We start from the raw sequence: 15,392 nt of genomic DNA on the forward strand, positions 1-15,392 counted from the left end.
GAGAGAGCGTGGAACATCCAGCCTTCGACCACCGCCCCGCCGCCGCCGGCGACCTCGACGAGGTGGTGCGCTTTCCCCAGGATCGCGACGAACTCTTCTACTGCTACCCCAAGGCGAGCTGGCCGCTGACCGTCGCCCAGCTCGCCGCCGCCATGGCCGAACGCCGCGGCAGCACCGTGGCGCTGCTGGATGGGCGCGCGGCGGGCTTCGCCAACTTCTACCAGTGGCAGCCGCGCGAATACTGCGCGCTGGGCAACATGATGGTGGCGCCCTGGGCGCGCCGGCATGGCGTGGCGCAGTACCTGATCGACGTCATGGAGAAACTCGCCCGCGACCAGTACAAGGCGCGGGTGATGAAAGTGTCCTGCTTCAACGCCAACGCCGTCGGGCTGCTGCTCTACACCCGGCTGGGCTATCGGCCGCAGGCCATCGTCGAGCGCGCCGATCCGCAGGGCCGGCGCATCGCCCTGGTACAACTGGAGAAAGCCCTTGACCCCATCTGACCACCAGCGGGTGCTGATCATCGTCAGCAGCGGCCCGAGCACCCCCGCGCGCTGCGCGGCGCCCTTCTACACCGCCACCCTGCTGGCCTGCATGGACGCCCAGGTGACCCTGTTCCTCAGCGGCGAAGGCACCCGCCTGGCCTTCCAGGACGTCGCCGACCACCTCTACGCCGCCGAGGGTGGCGAGCCCATCAGCCACTTCATCCAGCAGGCCAAGGAAGCCGGCGCGCGCCTCCTGATGTGCCGCGCACCGGGCGTGCCGATCGACGAAAGCCGGCTGATCGAGGAGGTCGACGAAATCGCCAGCGGCGGCGAGCTGGCGCGGATGATCCTCGAATACGAGCGGGTGCTGACCCTGTAGGCACACCGCCGGGAAAGCGGCATTTACAATCCAACCTTTCGAATCCGGCACTGACGCGGCATCGACAGAACGCAGACCCCAAGAGCGGCCCGAATGAAACTGCACGGCATGGAATTTCCCGACGACCTCCTGTACGCCCCCGAGTACAACCTCTGGCTGCGCGAGGAGCCCGGCGGCGCCGTCACCCTCGGCCTCACCGCCTACGGCTGCGCCCTCTACGGGCAGATCTTCGCCTTCACCCCCAAGCGCGACGGCTGGCATATCGACTGCGACCGCAGCTTCGGCGTGGTCGAGTTCGCCAAGGCCGCCTCCTCCGCCCGCAGCCCGCTGGCGGGCGACATCCTCGCCAGCAACGACGCCGTGGTGCGGCGCCCGGGGCTGATCAACCAGGACTGCTACGGCGAAGGCTGGATGGTGCGCCTCAAGCCCGACGACTGGGCCGAGGCCCGTGGCCGCTTCCTGCAGGGCCAGGCCGCGCTGGACGCCTTCGCCCGGCGCATGTACCTGGACAACTTCGACCCCGAGGACAACGGGGTGCAGGCCCTGCGCCCGTGAGCCGGGCGGGCGCGGCGCAACGCTGGCGCCTCGCGCCCCTGCTGCTCCTGCTCGCCTGCCTGCCGCTGCGCGCCGACCAGCCGGCGCAGCCCGGCTTCGTCTACCTCGACCAGGTGCTGAAATCCGCCCGTTACGACGTGCGCTACGCCGGCAGCGACAACTTCGTCGGCGAGCCCATCGAGGGGTATCAGAAGGCCCGCATCGTCCTCACCCGCGAAGCCGCCAGCGCACTGGCCGCGGTGGAGCAGGACCTCGCCCTGAGCGGGCTGGCCCTGAAGATCTTCGATGGTTACCGCCCGCAGCGCGCCGTGGATGAATTCCGCCGCTGGGCCGCCGACCCGCGGGACATCCGGCAGAAGGCCCGCTATTACCCGGACGTGGACAAGCGCGCGCTGTTCCGCGACGGCTACATCGCCCAGCACTCGGGGCACTCGCGCGGCAGCACCGTCGACCTGACGCTGGTGGAGACGGGGACGGGGGAGGAGTTGGACATGGGCAGCCGCTTCGACTTCTTCGGTCCCATCTCGCGCCACGGTACGGCGCTGATCGGCGTGCGGCAGACCCGCAACCGCGAAACCCTGCGCCAGGCCATGCTGCGCCACGGGTTCGAGCCCTATGCCGCGGAATGGTGGCATTACCGGCTGAAGGCCGAGCCCTATCCCGAGACTTACTTCGACTTCCCCGTTCAGTGAGGGGCGCGGCCGTCCCTGGCCGGCTGGAGTGGATCAGTCGTCGTTCTTGGTGGAGTTATCGGTAGCGTTGCCCAGGCCCTTGGTATTGTGAGTACCCGGCGTGGTATCGGAGATCGCCGTTGCCTTGGACAGGCCACGGGTATCCTTGGAATGCGCCACGGACGAGGTCGTCGAGCCATGGCCCTCGCTGTCGTTCTTGCTGCTGCCGTAGTGATTGCCGCTCAGGCCGTGATCACGAGTGGCCTTGCCGGCGTGGTCGACGCCATCGGTCATGCCATTGCTCTTGGCACCGTGGACGCCCGAATGACCATCGGACATGCCACCACCCGAATGGCCAGCGCTGTTGCCACCGCCATGGCCACTGCCGCTACCGCCGCCGTGACCGCCACCATTGCCACCACCACTACCGCCGCCGCCATTGCCCTTGGCGTAAACCGAACCGATCGGCGAAAGGTCGGCGGGCAGCAAGGCTGTCGTCCCGAGCGCAAATGCACAGGCTATTGCAACAACCAAGGTCTTCTTCATGATCGAAACGCCTCCAGGGGCGGGGGTTGAGATACTGCTGTGACTGCGATACCGCCACATGGTTCGGGCCATGCCGACGAAATGCCAGCACTCAAGTACCAACTCATCTACTGCCGAAATGGCGGCGCAGAGGCTACGCTCAACGGCAACAGGATTCTGAGACGGAGGCAACATGCGGATATCCAGAGCGAAAACCCTGCTGGCAGCGACCCTGGGCCTGACCCTGATTGGCAGCAGTCCGACGCTGCTGGCCGACCAGGGCAAGAACAAAGGACACGACAAGGGCGGCCAGCACGGCAACCAGGGCCATAGCGGTCAAGGCGGCGGCAATAACTGGCAGGGCGGAGGCCCGCAGATCGACGTCGGCGGCGTTCGCGTCATCCTCGACGGTAACCGGGACTACTGGGACGCCGGCTCGGCACTGCCGCCGGGCATCCGGAAAAACCTCGCACGCGGCAAACCGCTTCCGCCCGGCATCGCCAAGAAACTCGACGGCCGCCTGCTCGGCCGCCTGCCGCATTACGACGGCTACGAATGGCAGCAGGCCGGCACCGACCTGCTGCTGGTCACCATCGCCACCGGCGTCATCTATGAAGTCCTGAGCAACGTGCTGGATTGATCCCACCGCAACATCGCTGACCTTGCAGCGGCACCCCACGGCCCCGATTCAAGGGCATGGGGTGCCGCGACCGGGAAGCAGCCGATTCCCCTAGGGACGGAAGAATCCATCGGCTCCACCCGCTAGAATTCCACGCAACACAACCCTGGTGGCTCCCATGAAGAAATGGATCTTCCTCGCGGCCCTGGCGCTGCTCGCCTGGCAGTTCATGGACAACCCCGACTGGCAGTCGCGCTTCTTGCGCTCCTCTCCCGCGCCGGTATCGGAGGATCAGCCCGGCGAAACAGTGCTGCCGCCGGCGACCAGCACCGAATCGACACTCAACGTCCGCTGCGACGGCCGCCAATACTGCTCGCAGATGACGTCGTGCGCGGAAGCGAAGGCCTTCCTGCGAAGCTGCCCGGGCATGAAGATGGATGGGGACGGCGACGGCATTCCCTGCGAAGAGCAGTGGTGCCGGATGTGATCTTTGAGGAGGCAATTAGCCTCGCTCCGATGAAGGACCATAGGTATCTTTTCAGCACGTCCTCCACTGAGCAGTGCTAGTATCCCTTGGCAAAATTTGCCATTCGTAGGGGATTTACCTATGAGCACCATGAACATTTCCCTGCCGGACGCGCTCAAGAGTTTTGTCGACGAGCAAGTCAGCCAACGCGGCTACGGCACCAGCAGCGAATATGTGCGCGAGCTGATTCGCAAGGACCAGGATCGCCAACGCCTGCGCGGTTTGTTGATGGCCGGAGCTGCATCGCAACCCGCTCCTCCTGCAGGCAGTGACTACTTCGAATCGCTGCGTGACCGGGTGCGGAAGGCCCGGGGATGAAGAACAAGCCAGTCATCCCCCGCGAGCTCGCCAATCAGGACGTTGAAGACGCCATCGGTTACTACCTGGGCGAAGGGGCCGAACAAGCGGCACTCGGGTTCATCGATGCCCTGGAGAAAGCCTACGCGCACATCGCCCGGCATCCCTCCAGCGGCTCATCCCGCTACGCCCATGAGCTGGACCTGCCCGGCCTGCACTGCTGGGCGCTCAAGCGCTATCCCTTCCTGGTGTTCTACATCGATCGCGGCGATCACATCGATGTGTGGCGTGTAATCCACGGCACGAGGGATATCCCCGCCTGGATGCAGGGCGGCGAAGACCTTACGCACTGACCTCAGCCGCCCGCCTTCGGCACTTTTTCGACAGCAGCGACGAATCGACTTCGGCGGAAAAGCCAAAAGCTGGAGTCACGCGGGTTTTAGAGAGGAGAATTGGCGGAAGGCAGTGGGAGTCGAACCCTATAAACCTTATGGATATCAATGGTCTATAGGCGATATCCGTGGCTTTCGCGCTGGGTGTTCTGGCCTTTGCTGGGCTTCACTGGTCTACGTTTTCGACGTTTTTTCGACACTATTGCGTGTTTATGAAACAGCTTCTATAGATCAGGTCCATCGCTTCGGTTGTAGGATTTTGCCTGAAGTTGATTTGGGCGCCCACGCACTCGTTGCTTGTGTACTGGTTTACTCGGGGGTCGGTCTTTGACAGCTGTTCCACCTTGGCAAACCATTTCAGTTGGTCGCTTTTACCTTCTAGGTTTCTGCTCTCGAAATCATCGGTTGTTGCATAGTCCGAGGATGGAATGGTTACCGCCCTGGCTGGGATTTCTGCTGCTCCAGCTTGGTTCAGAGTCATCATGACCATTCCCAGTATTACTGATTTTCTCATCTTGCTTTCTTCCTAGCGTGGGCAAACCAGCGCCTACTCACTTCCGATGTGATCGCTATCCCGCGTTTTGATTGGGCAAGTTTCTGTTGGCTTCGTCGTAGTCGGGGCTTGTTTGCCCTACCTCCGGCATGACTTCTCCAGTGCTTAGCCACCAGCGATAGGCTGGAAAGACCTTGCCGATTATTTCAATTTCTTCCGCGCCTACCCTGGCTTTTCCTCGGCGGATGCTTGCCCATCGGTCGTAGTTCGTCTCCCCCGCTCGCGTCAGGGTGTTGAGATTCGTCATCTCAATTAATAGTAATGCTCTATCGGTTATGGTCATGGCCATTTGATATTTTCATCACTGGGACTATGTCCAGAACTTAGTCCCTTTGCTAATATCTGGACATAGTCATGGATATATTCCATTTCTTAGCCCTCTATAGACCAACATAGTGCAGTAAAGCCGATGGAACTGGAACAGATAAAGGCAAAGGACCTCAGCGCAGCCCCTCCGCTGCTGCCGTGGCGCGTTTTTGCGGACTGGATCGGGATGCCTGAAGAGCATGAAACGGTTCGGGGTTGGATTCGTCGGGGCTATCTCCCGTCTCAATTGATTGGCAAATATCTTTTTGTGAATGTTGCCCTTCTTACTAGGCGTTTGCTTGAAAAGGAGGATTTCTAATGGATATCTCTCGCACTTCTGTAATTCGGATTTCTGCTCTTCTTAATATTATTCGCTATTCCGGTTCTGACTCGGCTCGTTTTTCGTTTGCGACTCTTGGCGGCTATTTTGATGCTCTTTGTGATCTTGATGTGATTACGTTTGAAGTTAAGCAGCGGCTTAATGAGCTGGCGTTTAATGCATTACGTCAGTCTGCACGGCGTGAGGCTTGATCATGAGAGAAGTTTTTGATTTGTGCGCGTGGTTTTTCTTCTTTTTTCTTTGATTGCCTCGTTTATTAAGGTGACTTCTGAGTTTGTAGTGTCGGGGCTTAACCCTTTTTATTTGTGGATTATTTGGTTCTTTATTTTGTTTCTTGTATTTGTTCCTTCCGCTTTTTATGTGCTTAAGCGGATTGTTAATAGCAAGCTTTGGGGAAACCTGGAGTAATTCCGGTGTTAGTACGGAGATATTTAGGGAGGCCGCATGCAAAAGACTGTGACTGTTCAGTATGTTTCGTTAAGCGGATGGGTCCTTTCCCTGGTCGGGTACATGGTCCCTTCTGTCGTCCTCACCGTATTTTTCTTGAAGGGGGTGTTTGGCGACTTGTACGCGGTCCCTGCTACTGCGGTCATCCTCGTAAGTCTGTTTGGAGTGTTTCTCGAACTGAGGGATTCGACAATCGGCAAGGGTTTTTGGGCGGTTACCTCCTGCTCCCCAAGTCGGATTCTTAGTCACTATTTCGTTTGGGTGACGATTATTTCGGGTTATATGGGGATTCCTGTCTTCTTCTTTTATTGGTGGACATAATGACTTCGATCATCCCCCCTCGCCAGGAAAAGCCGGGTGATCCGGCTAAAAAATTCTTGGTTCAAGTTAAAACCTCTGAGTTTCTCCAGCTTCAGCAAGAGGCCGCTAATCGTGGAACAGATTTACTTAAGCTCGGTGGTTTTGTTCTTGGCGCTTGGCTTGCTGCTGGTTGTCCTGATTTTACCCGCTAGGGTCGTTTTTGACCTCATTTGGCAGTGGGCTTATCAGAAACAGGCTGAACAGGATTCCTTCTTTTCGTATATGTCGTATTGCAGGAAAAGCCCAGTCAAATTTGATCCGGGTTATGCGGCAAATTTGATTTGGGAAATGAAGTTCAAGCGGTGTCGATATCGGTATATGCCGCTTGCAAAGTTGTTGAATGTGGAAAGGCATGAGTGAAAAGGTTTTGAAGCTTTCTGCGAGCAAGCATTGAAATTTGGATTCAAGTTGTAACGCCCATTTCGGGCACTTAAACCCCCTGGGAGGTAATTCCTATGTTCGATCAAGTAATGCAACAAAAGATGCTGGTGCTGGGTGTTGAGCGGACCACTGTCGAACGCTCGGTGTTCGTCTCTGCTTTCGTTGGTCGTCAGCCGGAAGCGGACCGTGTTGCTGACACTCGCGCTCTGGCCATCAGCAAAATCGCGGTTGAGCCGTCGGTATTCGACAAATTCCCGGCAGTGACTGAGCCGGTGGAGCTGCTGCTCCACCTCAAGCTGGTCAAGGCGGCGGGGGGCAAGATGCAACCCCGCATCGTCGATGTGGAAGCGGTCCGCACCGTCTCGTCTGCCGCTCCGACTTCCCGTTCGGCTCCGGCTGAGAAGGCGTAAGCCATGTGCGCCGGTCGGTCGGCATCGTTTGACGTGGCGCGTCTGTTCAGCCGCGCTGCGCCTTCGATGTTCGGAGTAGGCAAAGGGGGGCGGGACGGCCTAGCGGGCTCTGGCCGTTGCTCTATCGCGTGCCGTAAGCCCTGCGAGCCGTCCCGGTTCGCCCCCGCACTGACAACCGACCTTTCCGGCGTCTGCGCGGCCTCCAATCGCGCCGATCTTGCCGCTTACGGGCTTCTCGACGGCGCCACTCTTCCTCCCGTCAAGGGCCGCGCTCCCGGCTCGTCGGAGCAGCTTTACCGCTCCGGCGAACGGAAGCACGGGCGAAGCGAACCCTTGATGGACTCCCACCAAAACAGCCTCCGAGTCATAGGGGCGGGGGAAGCTCTATCCCCCCGGCCCTCTGACTCCCTGGCGAAGGGCGGGATGGTAAGGGCGGAGCCCTTACGACTTGGCTTTTTAGAAAAAGTCACCGGCGCAGCCGGGCAATACCTGATGGATTCTCGACTCATGTCGAATGTGCAGGGGGACGCCTGATGTCCGCTTGGCTCGCCAACGTCACCTTGGGCGATTTGTTCGCCCTCCAGCTTGTTCTTGGTCTCGTCCAGTGCGTAGCGCTGGGCCTCATTCATGGGCATCAGAGGTAACGGCTATGTCACTTCCTTGGGAAGCGTATCTGTATATCGCTGGGCTTGCTTTGGGTTCTGTAGGGATAGGCGTCGCCTACGGGCAATTCCGCCTCGGGTGGAAAGAAATCATCGACGCCGCAACGTAAAAGAGGAAACACCTCATGAAACTGAACGCTCAACTGTCGCCTCTGGCGACCGCTGTATCCAACGAAGTGACTCCGGCCGGTAAAGCCGGGGGCCAATCCGTTGGCAAATCTGCTGCTCTGGCCATGATCCTGGCTATGGGTGTCGCCACTGTGAACGCCAATGCGGCGATCACTATTCCGCCTGAGCTGACTGAGATGTTCACGGATATCGGTACTGCCGTGGGCACTCTGCTGGCTGCGGGTGCGGTTCTGTTCGCGGCCATCCGTGGCGGTATCGCTCTGTTCAAGGTCGCCGGGCGCATCTTCAGCGCTGCGGGCGCCTGACCGGGAGGCGGGTAGATGCGCGCGGCTATCCGCCTGTTGGTTGCCCTCACGCTTATGGCGTGGGGGCAATTTACTTTTGCTGAGGATTACTACTGGAGCGGTAATGCGCCTGGGAAATGGCCGTCTCCAGATGCTGGCTGTAGGGCTTGGACCGAATCCTTGGGGCGTGTTCATGCCGGCTTTAACTTCTTGAATGGCGGTTATAGGGAAGTTATTTGTTTGGGCAAAGATCAAAACGGAAATAGTACCGGTGGCAATGGTCGTTTCGCTCTTCGTGGTGATAGTTGTCCGTCTGGTGGAGTATTGAATCCATCGACGGGTGTTTGTGATGTTCCGAAAGACTGCAAAAATGAGAAACCTATTACGGTTTCTACTGTTTGCACTTATATCCCATCGCTAAAGTCTAGTGCTTGCCCATCTGTTGTTAATGTAAATGGTTGTGAATTTGTAAAGACTTCTCAATCGACGCAGAAGTGTGAGTTTCAGGGTTTCACGGGCTCTAATGAAACTCTTTGTTATTTTAATGCTGAGCCGAGTGGGAATCCATCTAGCTCAGGCGAGCCAATTCCTGAAGAAAACTATACAGAGACGCCGGATAGCAATACGGAAGATCCGCGTTGTCTAAAAATGGGTGAAAATACTGTCTGTCTTTCTCCAGACAATGGTGGTTGTGATCTTTATAACGGTAAGCCTTGGTGTTATCAGACAGGGGATAAGTGCGGAACTATTAACGGTCAGTTTACTTGTCTTCCTAACAGTAGTCGGCAATGTAATTATGTAAATGGTCAGCTTGAATGCATCGCTACTAGCAACGGCGCTGATGGGATTGCGCCGAAACGTATTGATCCTACTTCTTCTGACCATCCGAACAATGGTGGTAATGCCGATGGTCGTGATGACAATGATCCGATGCCTGCGGGCGGTGCTGGTGGTGGTAGCTCCGGCCAGGGTGCTAGGGATGCTGCTACGAATAAGACTGTTCAAGATGGTGCCGATCAAGTAACGGGCGCTGTCGAGAAGGGTAATGGTCTTCTGAAAGATATTTATGATGGTCTTTTTGGGGATGATTATGATAGTTCCGGTGATGGTTCAGATACTGAAGCTGAGGGGTTAGGTGGCGAGCTTGGTGATGATATCGCTAAGAAGCTTGGCGAACAGTCTGAAGCTATTGGTGAAGAAAGAGAGGAAAAATTTCAAGAGGAATTAGACAAGATCAATTCAACTGTTGAGGGTTGGTTCTCTCAGGGGGTTGGTCTTGATAATATTCTTGGAAGCATTCTTCCAAGTGCTACGGGGTGTGGTAAGTATTCGATTAGTTTTAATCTAGGTGAATACAGTACTGGCCTTGATCTTGATTTTTGCGTTCTTAGTAAGGTCAAGCCTCTTCTTGAATGGGTTATTTGGGCTTTGACGGCTATTGGCGTATGGCGGATTTATTACTCTGCCTTGAAGCTTGAGAATGCAAAAGCTGAGAAGGGTGGGTTCTGATGGGCTGGATTATTGGTTTTCTTAAAAAGCTATTTCCGCGCGCCTTTGCTCAGCTTGCCAAGTTTTTGCTTGGTTTTATCTCGCCGCTAATTGCTCCGGTTCTTCAGTTTGTTGCCAAGTTCTTTAGCCGGATTGGCTTTATTGTTTTGGTTATCGCCTTCATTGGTGGTGCTATTGCGGCTTTTACTGCTGCTATTGGCGCTATAGGGTCTGGCGTGGCTGCATTGGCTCCTTCTGATGTCGTTGCGGTTGGTCAGATGTTGCTCCCTGGCAATATTCCTATCGCTATTTCGACTCTACTTCTTGCGCGCTTGCGGGCTTTGATTTTTATGTGGATCGTCAAGCTTGCTGAGAAGTTTGAGAATACCTGAGGTTTGCTGTGGCCGTTTATATCGTGACCGGCAAACTGGGTGCCGGAAAGACTCTGCTCGCGGTGATGAAGATTCTTGAGTACCTCAAGAAAAAGCGTCGTGTGGCTGTCAATGTCGATGTGCGGATGAATAAGCTGTGTCGTCCGGGTAATAAGCATTCTCGCGTCGTGCGTCTTCCTGATCTGCCTACTGCTGATGATTTAGTTGGTTTGGGTATGGGGTGTGATGTTTACGATGAAGAGCAGTTTGGCGGTATTTTTTTGGATGAAGCGGGTGTTTGGCTTAACTCGCGCGATTGGAACTCTGGTGGCCGCACCGATCTTTTGAAGTTCTTTCTTTTCTTGCGCAAACGCCGCTGGGATTTGTGGCTTGTTGTTCAGAATATTAACGTTATTGATAAGCAAATCCGTGAATCGATTGCTGAGCATGTGGTTTATATCAATCGATTGGACCGCGTTAAGATTCCTTTCTTGAGCCCTATTGGTCGCTTCCTTACGTTGGGCTATTGGAATGGCTGTCTTCCCAAGATGCATTACGCAATTGTGAAGTATGGCGCTAAGTTCAATTCGATGAAGGTGGATGAGTGGTTCTATCGTGGAAGTGAGTTTTATGACTTTTATGACACGACTCAGGAATACGATAAGGAATATGACAAGGGTAGTTATTCCATGTTGCCCCCTGGCTATTGGGTTCGCCGTATTCCTGCTGCTGCTCGTAACGTGGGGTTTTACATGCGAACTACTAAAATTTTCTTCCGTCGCACGCGGGTTATTACTGGTTTTGTTGTAGGTGCTTTGCTGGCTGCCTCGGTGACTTTTGCCGCTGTGTATAAGCCTTCTATCAAAGCTTCTGAGGCTGAGCAGGTTAAGGTGGCTCCAGCGCCTGAACCTTCTAAGAAGCTTAAAGAAGAGTTTTCCGATTTCAAGATTGTTTCTTTTCAGCGTTTTCCTGATGGTATTCGTTATGTGCTCGAATCTAAAGAAGGCAAACGCATTAATTCGAAAGACCTCGCTGCAAAAAATATCACTGTTAAGGATCGTGGTGCCTCTGAGGCTCTGTTGGTCCGCGACAGTGATTACCTGTCAATCTACCGCTAGGGCTTAATCATGATCTCTATCAAATGGGGTCTTTTGGGGCTCGGGATGTCGCTTGCCTCTGTGGTTCACGCTACAGAGGCAATTGATATTTCTGAGGGCACGGTGATGGACCTTGTAGATTGGGCTTCGGCTCATTTGGGTAAGTCTCTTATTGTCGGTGCTGATTTGCGTTCTGCGCCACTTTCGATTTACGCAAAGTACGATTCTCCTGAGCAGCTTGAGGAATTGGTGGGGCAGGCCGTGCGGACCGCTGGCTTTTATTTTAAGGCAGATGCGCAGTCGATTCAGGTTAGCGCTAAAGAAATGCCGGCTCCGCTCAATTTTAAGACTGAGGTGATTCAGCTTCAGCATCTGCAATCCGATTTCGCTTTTGAGTCGGTGCGTGATGTGCTCAATGCGCGTATGGCGGCTGATGCTGCGGGTGGTGATAAGCCTGCTGCTTTGGGGCAGGCGCAGCCGATGGTATCGCCATCTCCGACTTCCAATGCATTGATTGTTACGGCTACGGCTGAGCAGCTTGAGGTGATTCGGCGTGTGGTACGGGAGATTGACCGGCCTCGTCGGCAGGTGATGATTACGGCGGTTGTGGCGGAGCTGTCCGACGATGATTTTCAGTCATTGGGTCTGAACGTTACCGCGGCTAATAACCGTCTCAGTATTAAAGGTACTGCTTTCGGGAAAGTCGATTATTCGGACCTTGGGTTTAGTCTGACTTTTGATGGGCCGACACTGGGGGCTTTTTTTCAGGCGGTTAAATCGACCGGGCGTAACCGCATTCTTTCTACGCCTCAGTTGCTCACGCTCAACCGTGAACAGGCCAGCATTGTGGTTGGTCAAAACGTGCCATTCATTACCGGCTCTACCACGTCGGGCGCGACGCCGGCTGATAACCCCTATCAAACCATTACGCGGCAGGATGTGGGCGTAACGCTTCAGGTGACGCCTTTTATTACGCCGTCGGGGGCGATTGAGCTAACGATTCAGCAAGATGCCTCCAGCGTGTCTAACGACAAGACGGCCGCTGACATCATCACTAACACAAGGCGAATTTCGACCAAGGTCCAGTTGGCCAATGGCTCGGGCATTGTTTTGGGTGGTCTTCGGTCGGAGCAGAGCGATAACACTACGTCACGTGTTCCTGTGTTGTCCGATGTGCCGGTGTTGGGGCGTCTTTTCCGCTTCGATTCGACACGTGAGAAGGCGGCCAACCTGGTCGTCATGATTTCCGCACGTGTGTTTGATCCATCTCGGCCTACCGACCTCTCAGAAGCGCCCTTTACGGCCCCTCAGGTAGCCGCGCAATTGGCACTGCCTACGCTTCGCGCTGGTGAGTCTCCGGGGCCAAGGCGGCCGATAGGGGGCGGCGTCGGGCGCAGCACGGGGACGCCCCCCTAGCGGTCGCCTACGGCCCTCCAGACGGCCCTGTAGCACGTCTTATAAATAGATTTTCAAGTGGACATTGTTGGACATTAGTGGGGAAGCAACGGAATGAAAAAGGCAAAGGATCAGGTTCGACTCGACAAGCAAACGGCGGTTGAGGATGTGCGCGGCAGGCTTTTCATTGATCCGTCTTCTGCTGCGATCACTGACCTTTCTTCGGTGCGGATTCTTCGCTGTGGTGTCGATACGGTTCGCCAGCTTTACAAGGGTCTGATTCGTCCTCAGGTGCTCGCGCTATTTGAGGAGCCCGGTTTGGTTCAGTTCGCGGGCGAGGTGTGGCATGCGGGTCGCGTTGGCCGCGATTCCGGCTATCAGTGCAAGCTCCAGAATGCCGATCTCGGTTTGATCCTGCTGATCAAGAATTTCAACGAAAAGGCTGACGTGGTGGGTTCTCACCTCAAGATTGAGGTTTCCCCTCACGCTATTGATTCGCGCTCTCCTGAGCAGCTACAGGCCCTGCTGGATGGTTTCGCGGCTGAGGTGTTGGAGCAGGTTGAGGTCAACCAATGTGCGGTGCATATCGCGCTCGATGTGCAGGGTTGGACGCCTCCGGCTGATTTCGTTGCGCGTCTTCATTGCCGTGCGCGCTCTCAGCGTGATCACTCCGGCATTCAGACTGTTTGTTTTGATGAAAACGTGGCCACCTATGGCCGTGGCCAGTCGTTCCTGTTCGGCTCTGCGGCGGGTATGCAGTTGGCCGTCTACAACAAAACGGCTCAGGCTCGGGCCATCGATAAGCTGGATTACTGGGAATCGGTGTGGCGTCGTTCTGACAATCCTTTCGATGCTGACGATTCGCTCAACTATGACCCTGAGCAGCCGGTCTATCGGATTGAAGCTCGTTTTCATCATTCGATTGTTCGCCAGTTCGCGGAAGGCTCTGTGCTTCGTGAAACTGGTGAGTGCATTGCTACTCATTCCTACGCATCGCTTGGCGGGCATCTCCAGGGGCTTTGGGAGTATGCGTTGGGGTCGTTCCGTATGCTTGTCCGTCCGGGTCTGTATGACGCGTTTTGGACCCTGATTCGGCAGGATGTGGTGGTGGCTGTTGAGGTTGACTCGCTGCTCGATGGCACGGTCTATAAGCGCTACTACAAAACTGCCCGTGGCTTTTCTGGCAAGAACGTGGAGCTGTTTCTAGGAAATTTTCTGTCGATCGTTGCGCGTGAGCGGGTGGGCGCGGAACGGGCGTTTTCACAGCTCAAGCAATGGGAGTGTTGGCCTACTATCCGTGACCACTATCAGGCTAAGGGCAAAGAAGAGCGCCATATCTACAAGCACATTCGGGATCTTCTTGAGGAACGGCGTGTGCGTTGGGGTCGGGCTGTCTGATGGCGATTTCTAAGCTTGATGATGGTCGCTGGCAAGCTGATGTTGAGCCCATTAAGGGGCGTCGATTTCGCAAGAAATTTAAGACGAAGGGCGAGGCTCAGCGTTTTGAGTCCACGGTCCGCTCTCAGGTTGCGCTTAATCCTGCATGGAACCCTAAGCCCAGGGATCGGCGTTTGCTGTTAGAGCTGGTGGAGCGTTGGTCGCTTCTGCATGGCCATGCTTTGGCTGACTCTGAGCGTCGTTCGCTGGTGCTTTGTCGCTTGGCTGAAAGCCTTGGCAATCCGGTGGCGTCTTCTGTCTCGGGGAATCTTTTTACTGAATATCGTGCTCGGCGTTTGGCTGCTGGGATCAGTGGAAAGACTTTGAACAATGAGTTGGGCTACCTGCGTTCGCTTTATAACGAGCTGAATCAGCTAGGTGAAATCGATTTCGGTGATCCTCTGAGTAGGGTGAAGCCGATCAAGCTGCAGGAACGGGAGCTGTCCTATCTCACTCATGAGCAGATTGACGCGATTTTTGCTGCTCTCAGGGATCATCGCCGTAGTCCGCATGTTGAGTTGGTTGCTCTGGTGTGTCTTTCGACTGGTTGTCGCTGGGGGGAGGCTCAGGGTTTGCGTTTGGATCGTGTACGGGATGGCTTTGTGCATTTCGTGAATACGAAGTCTAAGCGTCGTCGCTCAGTACCGATTTCGCCGGAATTGGAAGCACGTTTGCGGGGGCATCTGACGGTGCATGGTGCTTTCAGTAATTGTCGGGATAGCTTCGATTTTGCGGTGGGCGTTTCTGGTGTGAAGCTGCCACGGGGTCAAAAATCGCATGTGTTGCGCCATACGTTTGCTAGTCATTTCATCATGAATGGCGGCAACATTCTCACTTTGCAGAAGACTCTGGGGCATTCGTCTCTTGCAATGACCATGCGCTACGCGCACCTCGCGCCGGATTTTCTACAGGATGTGATTCGCTTCGGTCCGGTGAAAGATCATCGACACTTTTTCGACACTGCGTCAGAAATTGGAGAAGGCATTTTCGTGGAAGCCTAGAGCCATGCGGCGTTTAGGCGGGGAGATTGGCGGAAGGCAGTGGGAGTCGAACCCACCCAGGAACGGCTGCCGTCCCCCACCGGGTTTGAAGCCCGGCCACGCCACCGGGCGTGATTGCCTTCCTCTTGGACTGGCGAGGTGTTTCTTCAGCTTCCCTTGCCAACTCCGGTGGAGTGTCGAAGAGGTGTCGAACGGCCAATCATCTTTTGCAGGGACGGGATGTTGCCATCAATGACCTTGCAGTGGCTAGCGAAGGGATGACGCAGGGGGCGAGATTGTTGC

At 55.8% G+C, this 15,392-nt stretch carries 22 protein-coding genes and 1 tRNA gene; 19 read left to right on the forward strand and 4 right to left on the reverse strand.

Annotated features, from left to right (window positions below):
* The first annotated feature begins 8 nt into the window (after positions 1–8).
* The 4 genes from AC3B6A_RS23820 to AC3B6A_RS23835 all read left to right on the forward strand — a co-directional run bounded on the left by AC3B6A_RS23820 (position 9) and on the right by AC3B6A_RS23835 (position 2,111).
* Complete coding sequence (locus AC3B6A_RS23820; RefSeq protein WP_488399560.1) at positions 9–503, forward strand: GNAT family N-acetyltransferase; 495 nt, start codon at positions 9–11, stop codon at positions 501–503.
* Positions 490–864, forward strand: coding sequence for a DsrE family protein (locus AC3B6A_RS23825; RefSeq protein WP_488399561.1), 375 nt, complete (start codon positions 490–492; stop codon positions 862–864). The genes AC3B6A_RS23820 and AC3B6A_RS23825 overlap by 14 nt, the downstream gene beginning before the upstream one ends.
* A 93-nt stretch (positions 865–957) precedes the next feature.
* On the forward strand, positions 958–1,419 hold the full coding sequence (locus AC3B6A_RS23830) for a glycine cleavage system protein H (protein ID WP_488399562.1): 462 nt from the start codon (positions 958–960) through the stop codon (positions 1,417–1,419).
* Positions 1,416–2,111 carry a M15 family metallopeptidase gene (locus AC3B6A_RS23835; RefSeq protein ID WP_488399563.1) on the forward strand — a complete coding sequence of 232 codons (696 nt, stop codon included), beginning with the start codon at positions 1,416–1,418 and terminating at the stop codon, positions 2,109–2,111. The genes AC3B6A_RS23830 and AC3B6A_RS23835 overlap by 4 nt, the downstream gene beginning before the upstream one ends.
* A gap of 33 nt (positions 2,112–2,144) precedes the next feature.
* Here the strand turns inward: AC3B6A_RS23835 and AC3B6A_RS23840 are convergent, their stop codons facing one another.
* Complete coding sequence (locus AC3B6A_RS23840; protein ID WP_488399564.1) at positions 2,145–2,636, reverse strand: hypothetical protein; 492 nt, start codon at positions 2,634–2,636, stop codon at positions 2,145–2,147.
* 178 nt (positions 2,637–2,814) lie between these two features.
* Here AC3B6A_RS23840 and AC3B6A_RS23845 point away from each other — a divergent pair, with 178 nt between their 5' ends.
* From AC3B6A_RS23845 to AC3B6A_RS23860, 4 genes are all read left to right on the forward strand, one after another.
* On the forward strand, positions 2,815–3,255 hold the full coding sequence (locus tag AC3B6A_RS23845; RefSeq protein ID WP_488403691.1) for an anti-virulence regulator CigR family protein: 441 nt from the start codon (positions 2,815–2,817) through the stop codon (positions 3,253–3,255).
* A 157-nt stretch (positions 3,256–3,412) separates the two neighbouring features.
* Positions 3,413–3,721: an excalibur calcium-binding domain-containing protein gene (locus AC3B6A_RS23850; RefSeq protein WP_488399565.1), complete on the forward strand. Its 309-nt coding sequence runs from the start codon at positions 3,413–3,415 to the stop codon at positions 3,719–3,721.
* Between the two features lie 120 nt (positions 3,722–3,841).
* Positions 3,842–4,078, forward strand: a complete 237-nt coding sequence (locus AC3B6A_RS23855) for a type II toxin-antitoxin system ParD family antitoxin (protein ID WP_488399566.1) — start codon at positions 3,842–3,844, stop codon at positions 4,076–4,078.
* On the forward strand, positions 4,075–4,410 hold the full coding sequence (locus AC3B6A_RS23860; protein WP_488399567.1) for a type II toxin-antitoxin system RelE/ParE family toxin: 336 nt from the start codon (positions 4,075–4,077) through the stop codon (positions 4,408–4,410). The genes AC3B6A_RS23855 and AC3B6A_RS23860 overlap by 4 nt, the downstream gene beginning before the upstream one ends.
* 238 nt (positions 4,411–4,648) lie before the next feature.
* Here AC3B6A_RS23860 and AC3B6A_RS23865 read toward each other — a convergent pair whose 3' ends face one another.
* Together AC3B6A_RS23865 and AC3B6A_RS23870 are read right to left on the reverse strand one after the other, a co-directional pair.
* Complete coding sequence (locus AC3B6A_RS23865) at positions 4,649–4,933, reverse strand: hypothetical protein (protein WP_488399568.1); 285 nt, start codon at positions 4,931–4,933, stop codon at positions 4,649–4,651.
* Positions 4,934–5,018: 85 nt separating this feature from the next.
* A complete protein-coding gene (locus AC3B6A_RS23870) occupies positions 5,019–5,285 on the reverse strand; it encodes a DNA-binding protein (protein ID WP_488403692.1) in 267 nt (88 codons plus the stop codon).
* 126 nt (positions 5,286–5,411) lie between these two features.
* Between AC3B6A_RS23870 and AC3B6A_RS23875 the strand changes: the two genes are divergently transcribed.
* The 11 genes from AC3B6A_RS23875 to AC3B6A_RS23925 all read left to right on the forward strand — a co-directional run bounded on the left by AC3B6A_RS23875 (position 5,412) and on the right by AC3B6A_RS23925 (position 15,110).
* Entirely contained in the window at positions 5,412–5,627 is a 216-nt protein-coding gene (locus AC3B6A_RS23875) for a DNA-binding protein (protein ID WP_488399569.1), read from the forward strand.
* A complete protein-coding gene (locus tag AC3B6A_RS23880; RefSeq protein WP_488399570.1) occupies positions 5,627–5,839 on the forward strand; it encodes a hypothetical protein in 213 nt (70 codons plus the stop codon). Before AC3B6A_RS23875 ends, AC3B6A_RS23880 begins: the two co-directional genes overlap by 1 nt.
* Before the next feature lie 576 nt (positions 5,840–6,415).
* Positions 6,416–6,607 (forward strand): hypothetical protein, encoded by a 192-nt coding sequence (locus AC3B6A_RS23885; RefSeq protein WP_488399571.1) that lies wholly within the window; start codon positions 6,416–6,418, stop codon positions 6,605–6,607.
* 303 nt (positions 6,608–6,910) lie between these two features.
* Positions 6,911–7,246 carry a hypothetical protein gene (locus AC3B6A_RS23890; protein WP_488399572.1) on the forward strand — a complete coding sequence of 112 codons (336 nt, stop codon included), beginning with the start codon at positions 6,911–6,913 and terminating at the stop codon, positions 7,244–7,246.
* A 787-nt stretch (positions 7,247–8,033) separates the two neighbouring features.
* The gene (locus tag AC3B6A_RS23895; RefSeq protein WP_488399573.1) at positions 8,034–8,342 is read left to right on the forward strand and encodes a hypothetical protein; all 309 of its coding nucleotides are present in this window, start codon (positions 8,034–8,036) and stop codon (positions 8,340–8,342) included.
* Positions 8,343–8,357: 15 nt separating this feature from the next.
* The gene (locus AC3B6A_RS23900; protein WP_488399574.1) at positions 8,358–9,830 is read left to right on the forward strand and encodes a hypothetical protein; all 1,473 of its coding nucleotides are present in this window, start codon (positions 8,358–8,360) and stop codon (positions 9,828–9,830) included.
* Positions 9,830–10,201, forward strand: a complete 372-nt coding sequence (locus tag AC3B6A_RS23905; protein WP_488399575.1) for a DUF5455 family protein — start codon at positions 9,830–9,832, stop codon at positions 10,199–10,201. Before AC3B6A_RS23900 ends, AC3B6A_RS23905 begins: the two co-directional genes overlap by 1 nt.
* Before the next feature lie 23 nt (positions 10,202–10,224).
* Entirely contained in the window at positions 10,225–11,298 is a 1,074-nt protein-coding gene (locus tag AC3B6A_RS23910) for a zonular occludens toxin domain-containing protein (protein WP_488399576.1), read from the forward strand.
* 9 nt (positions 11,299–11,307) lie between these two features.
* Positions 11,308–12,693, forward strand: coding sequence for a type II secretion system protein GspD (locus AC3B6A_RS23915; RefSeq protein ID WP_488399577.1), 1,386 nt, complete (start codon positions 11,308–11,310; stop codon positions 12,691–12,693).
* A 93-nt stretch (positions 12,694–12,786) separates the two neighbouring features.
* Positions 12,787–14,070 (forward strand): phage replication initiation factor, encoded by a 1,284-nt coding sequence (locus AC3B6A_RS23920; RefSeq protein ID WP_488399578.1) that lies wholly within the window; start codon positions 12,787–12,789, stop codon positions 14,068–14,070.
* The gene (locus tag AC3B6A_RS23925; RefSeq protein ID WP_488399579.1) at positions 14,070–15,110 is read left to right on the forward strand and encodes a phage integrase; all 1,041 of its coding nucleotides are present in this window, start codon (positions 14,070–14,072) and stop codon (positions 15,108–15,110) included. The genes AC3B6A_RS23920 and AC3B6A_RS23925 overlap by 1 nt, the downstream gene beginning before the upstream one ends.
* 27 nt (positions 15,111–15,137) lie before the next feature.
* Here the strand turns inward: AC3B6A_RS23925 and AC3B6A_RS23930 are convergent.
* Positions 15,138–15,233 (reverse strand) — tRNA-Sec (locus AC3B6A_RS23930).
* Positions 15,234–15,392: the final 159 nt, after the last annotated feature.

Source organism: Pseudomonas sp. B12(2026) (assembly GCF_057767015.1).

Coding starts and splice junctions, on each gene's coding strand:
- AC3B6A_RS23830 (WP_488399562.1), top strand. CDS start 958: ATGAAACTGCACGGCATGGAATTTCCCGACGACCTCCTGTACGCCCCC.
- AC3B6A_RS23840 (WP_488399564.1), bottom strand. CDS start 2,636: ATGAAGAAGACCTTGGTTGTTGCAATAGCCTGTGCATTTGCGCTCGGG.
- AC3B6A_RS23850 (WP_488399565.1), top strand. CDS start 3,413: ATGAAGAAATGGATCTTCCTCGCGGCCCTGGCGCTGCTCGCCTGGCAG.
- AC3B6A_RS23855 (WP_488399566.1), top strand. CDS start 3,842: ATGAGCACCATGAACATTTCCCTGCCGGACGCGCTCAAGAGTTTTGTC.
- AC3B6A_RS23860 (WP_488399567.1), top strand. CDS start 4,075: ATGAAGAACAAGCCAGTCATCCCCCGCGAGCTCGCCAATCAGGACGTT.
- AC3B6A_RS23865 (WP_488399568.1), bottom strand. CDS start 4,933: ATGATGACTCTGAACCAAGCTGGAGCAGCAGAAATCCCAGCCAGGGCG.
- AC3B6A_RS23870 (WP_488403692.1), bottom strand. CDS start 5,285: ATGACCATAACCGATAGAGCATTACTATTAATTGAGATGACGAATCTC.
- AC3B6A_RS23875 (WP_488399569.1), top strand. CDS start 5,412: ATGGAACTGGAACAGATAAAGGCAAAGGACCTCAGCGCAGCCCCTCCG.
- AC3B6A_RS23880 (WP_488399570.1), top strand. CDS start 5,627: ATGGATATCTCTCGCACTTCTGTAATTCGGATTTCTGCTCTTCTTAAT.
- AC3B6A_RS23885 (WP_488399571.1), top strand. CDS start 6,416: ATGACTTCGATCATCCCCCCTCGCCAGGAAAAGCCGGGTGATCCGGCT.
- AC3B6A_RS23890 (WP_488399572.1), top strand. CDS start 6,911: ATGTTCGATCAAGTAATGCAACAAAAGATGCTGGTGCTGGGTGTTGAG.
- AC3B6A_RS23895 (WP_488399573.1), top strand. CDS start 8,034: ATGAAACTGAACGCTCAACTGTCGCCTCTGGCGACCGCTGTATCCAAC.
- AC3B6A_RS23900 (WP_488399574.1), top strand. CDS start 8,358: ATGCGCGCGGCTATCCGCCTGTTGGTTGCCCTCACGCTTATGGCGTGG.
- AC3B6A_RS23905 (WP_488399575.1), top strand. CDS start 9,830: ATGGGCTGGATTATTGGTTTTCTTAAAAAGCTATTTCCGCGCGCCTTT.
- AC3B6A_RS23915 (WP_488399577.1), top strand. CDS start 11,308: ATGATCTCTATCAAATGGGGTCTTTTGGGGCTCGGGATGTCGCTTGCC.
- AC3B6A_RS23920 (WP_488399578.1), top strand. CDS start 12,787: ATGAAAAAGGCAAAGGATCAGGTTCGACTCGACAAGCAAACGGCGGTT.
- AC3B6A_RS23925 (WP_488399579.1), top strand. CDS start 14,070: ATGGCGATTTCTAAGCTTGATGATGGTCGCTGGCAAGCTGATGTTGAG.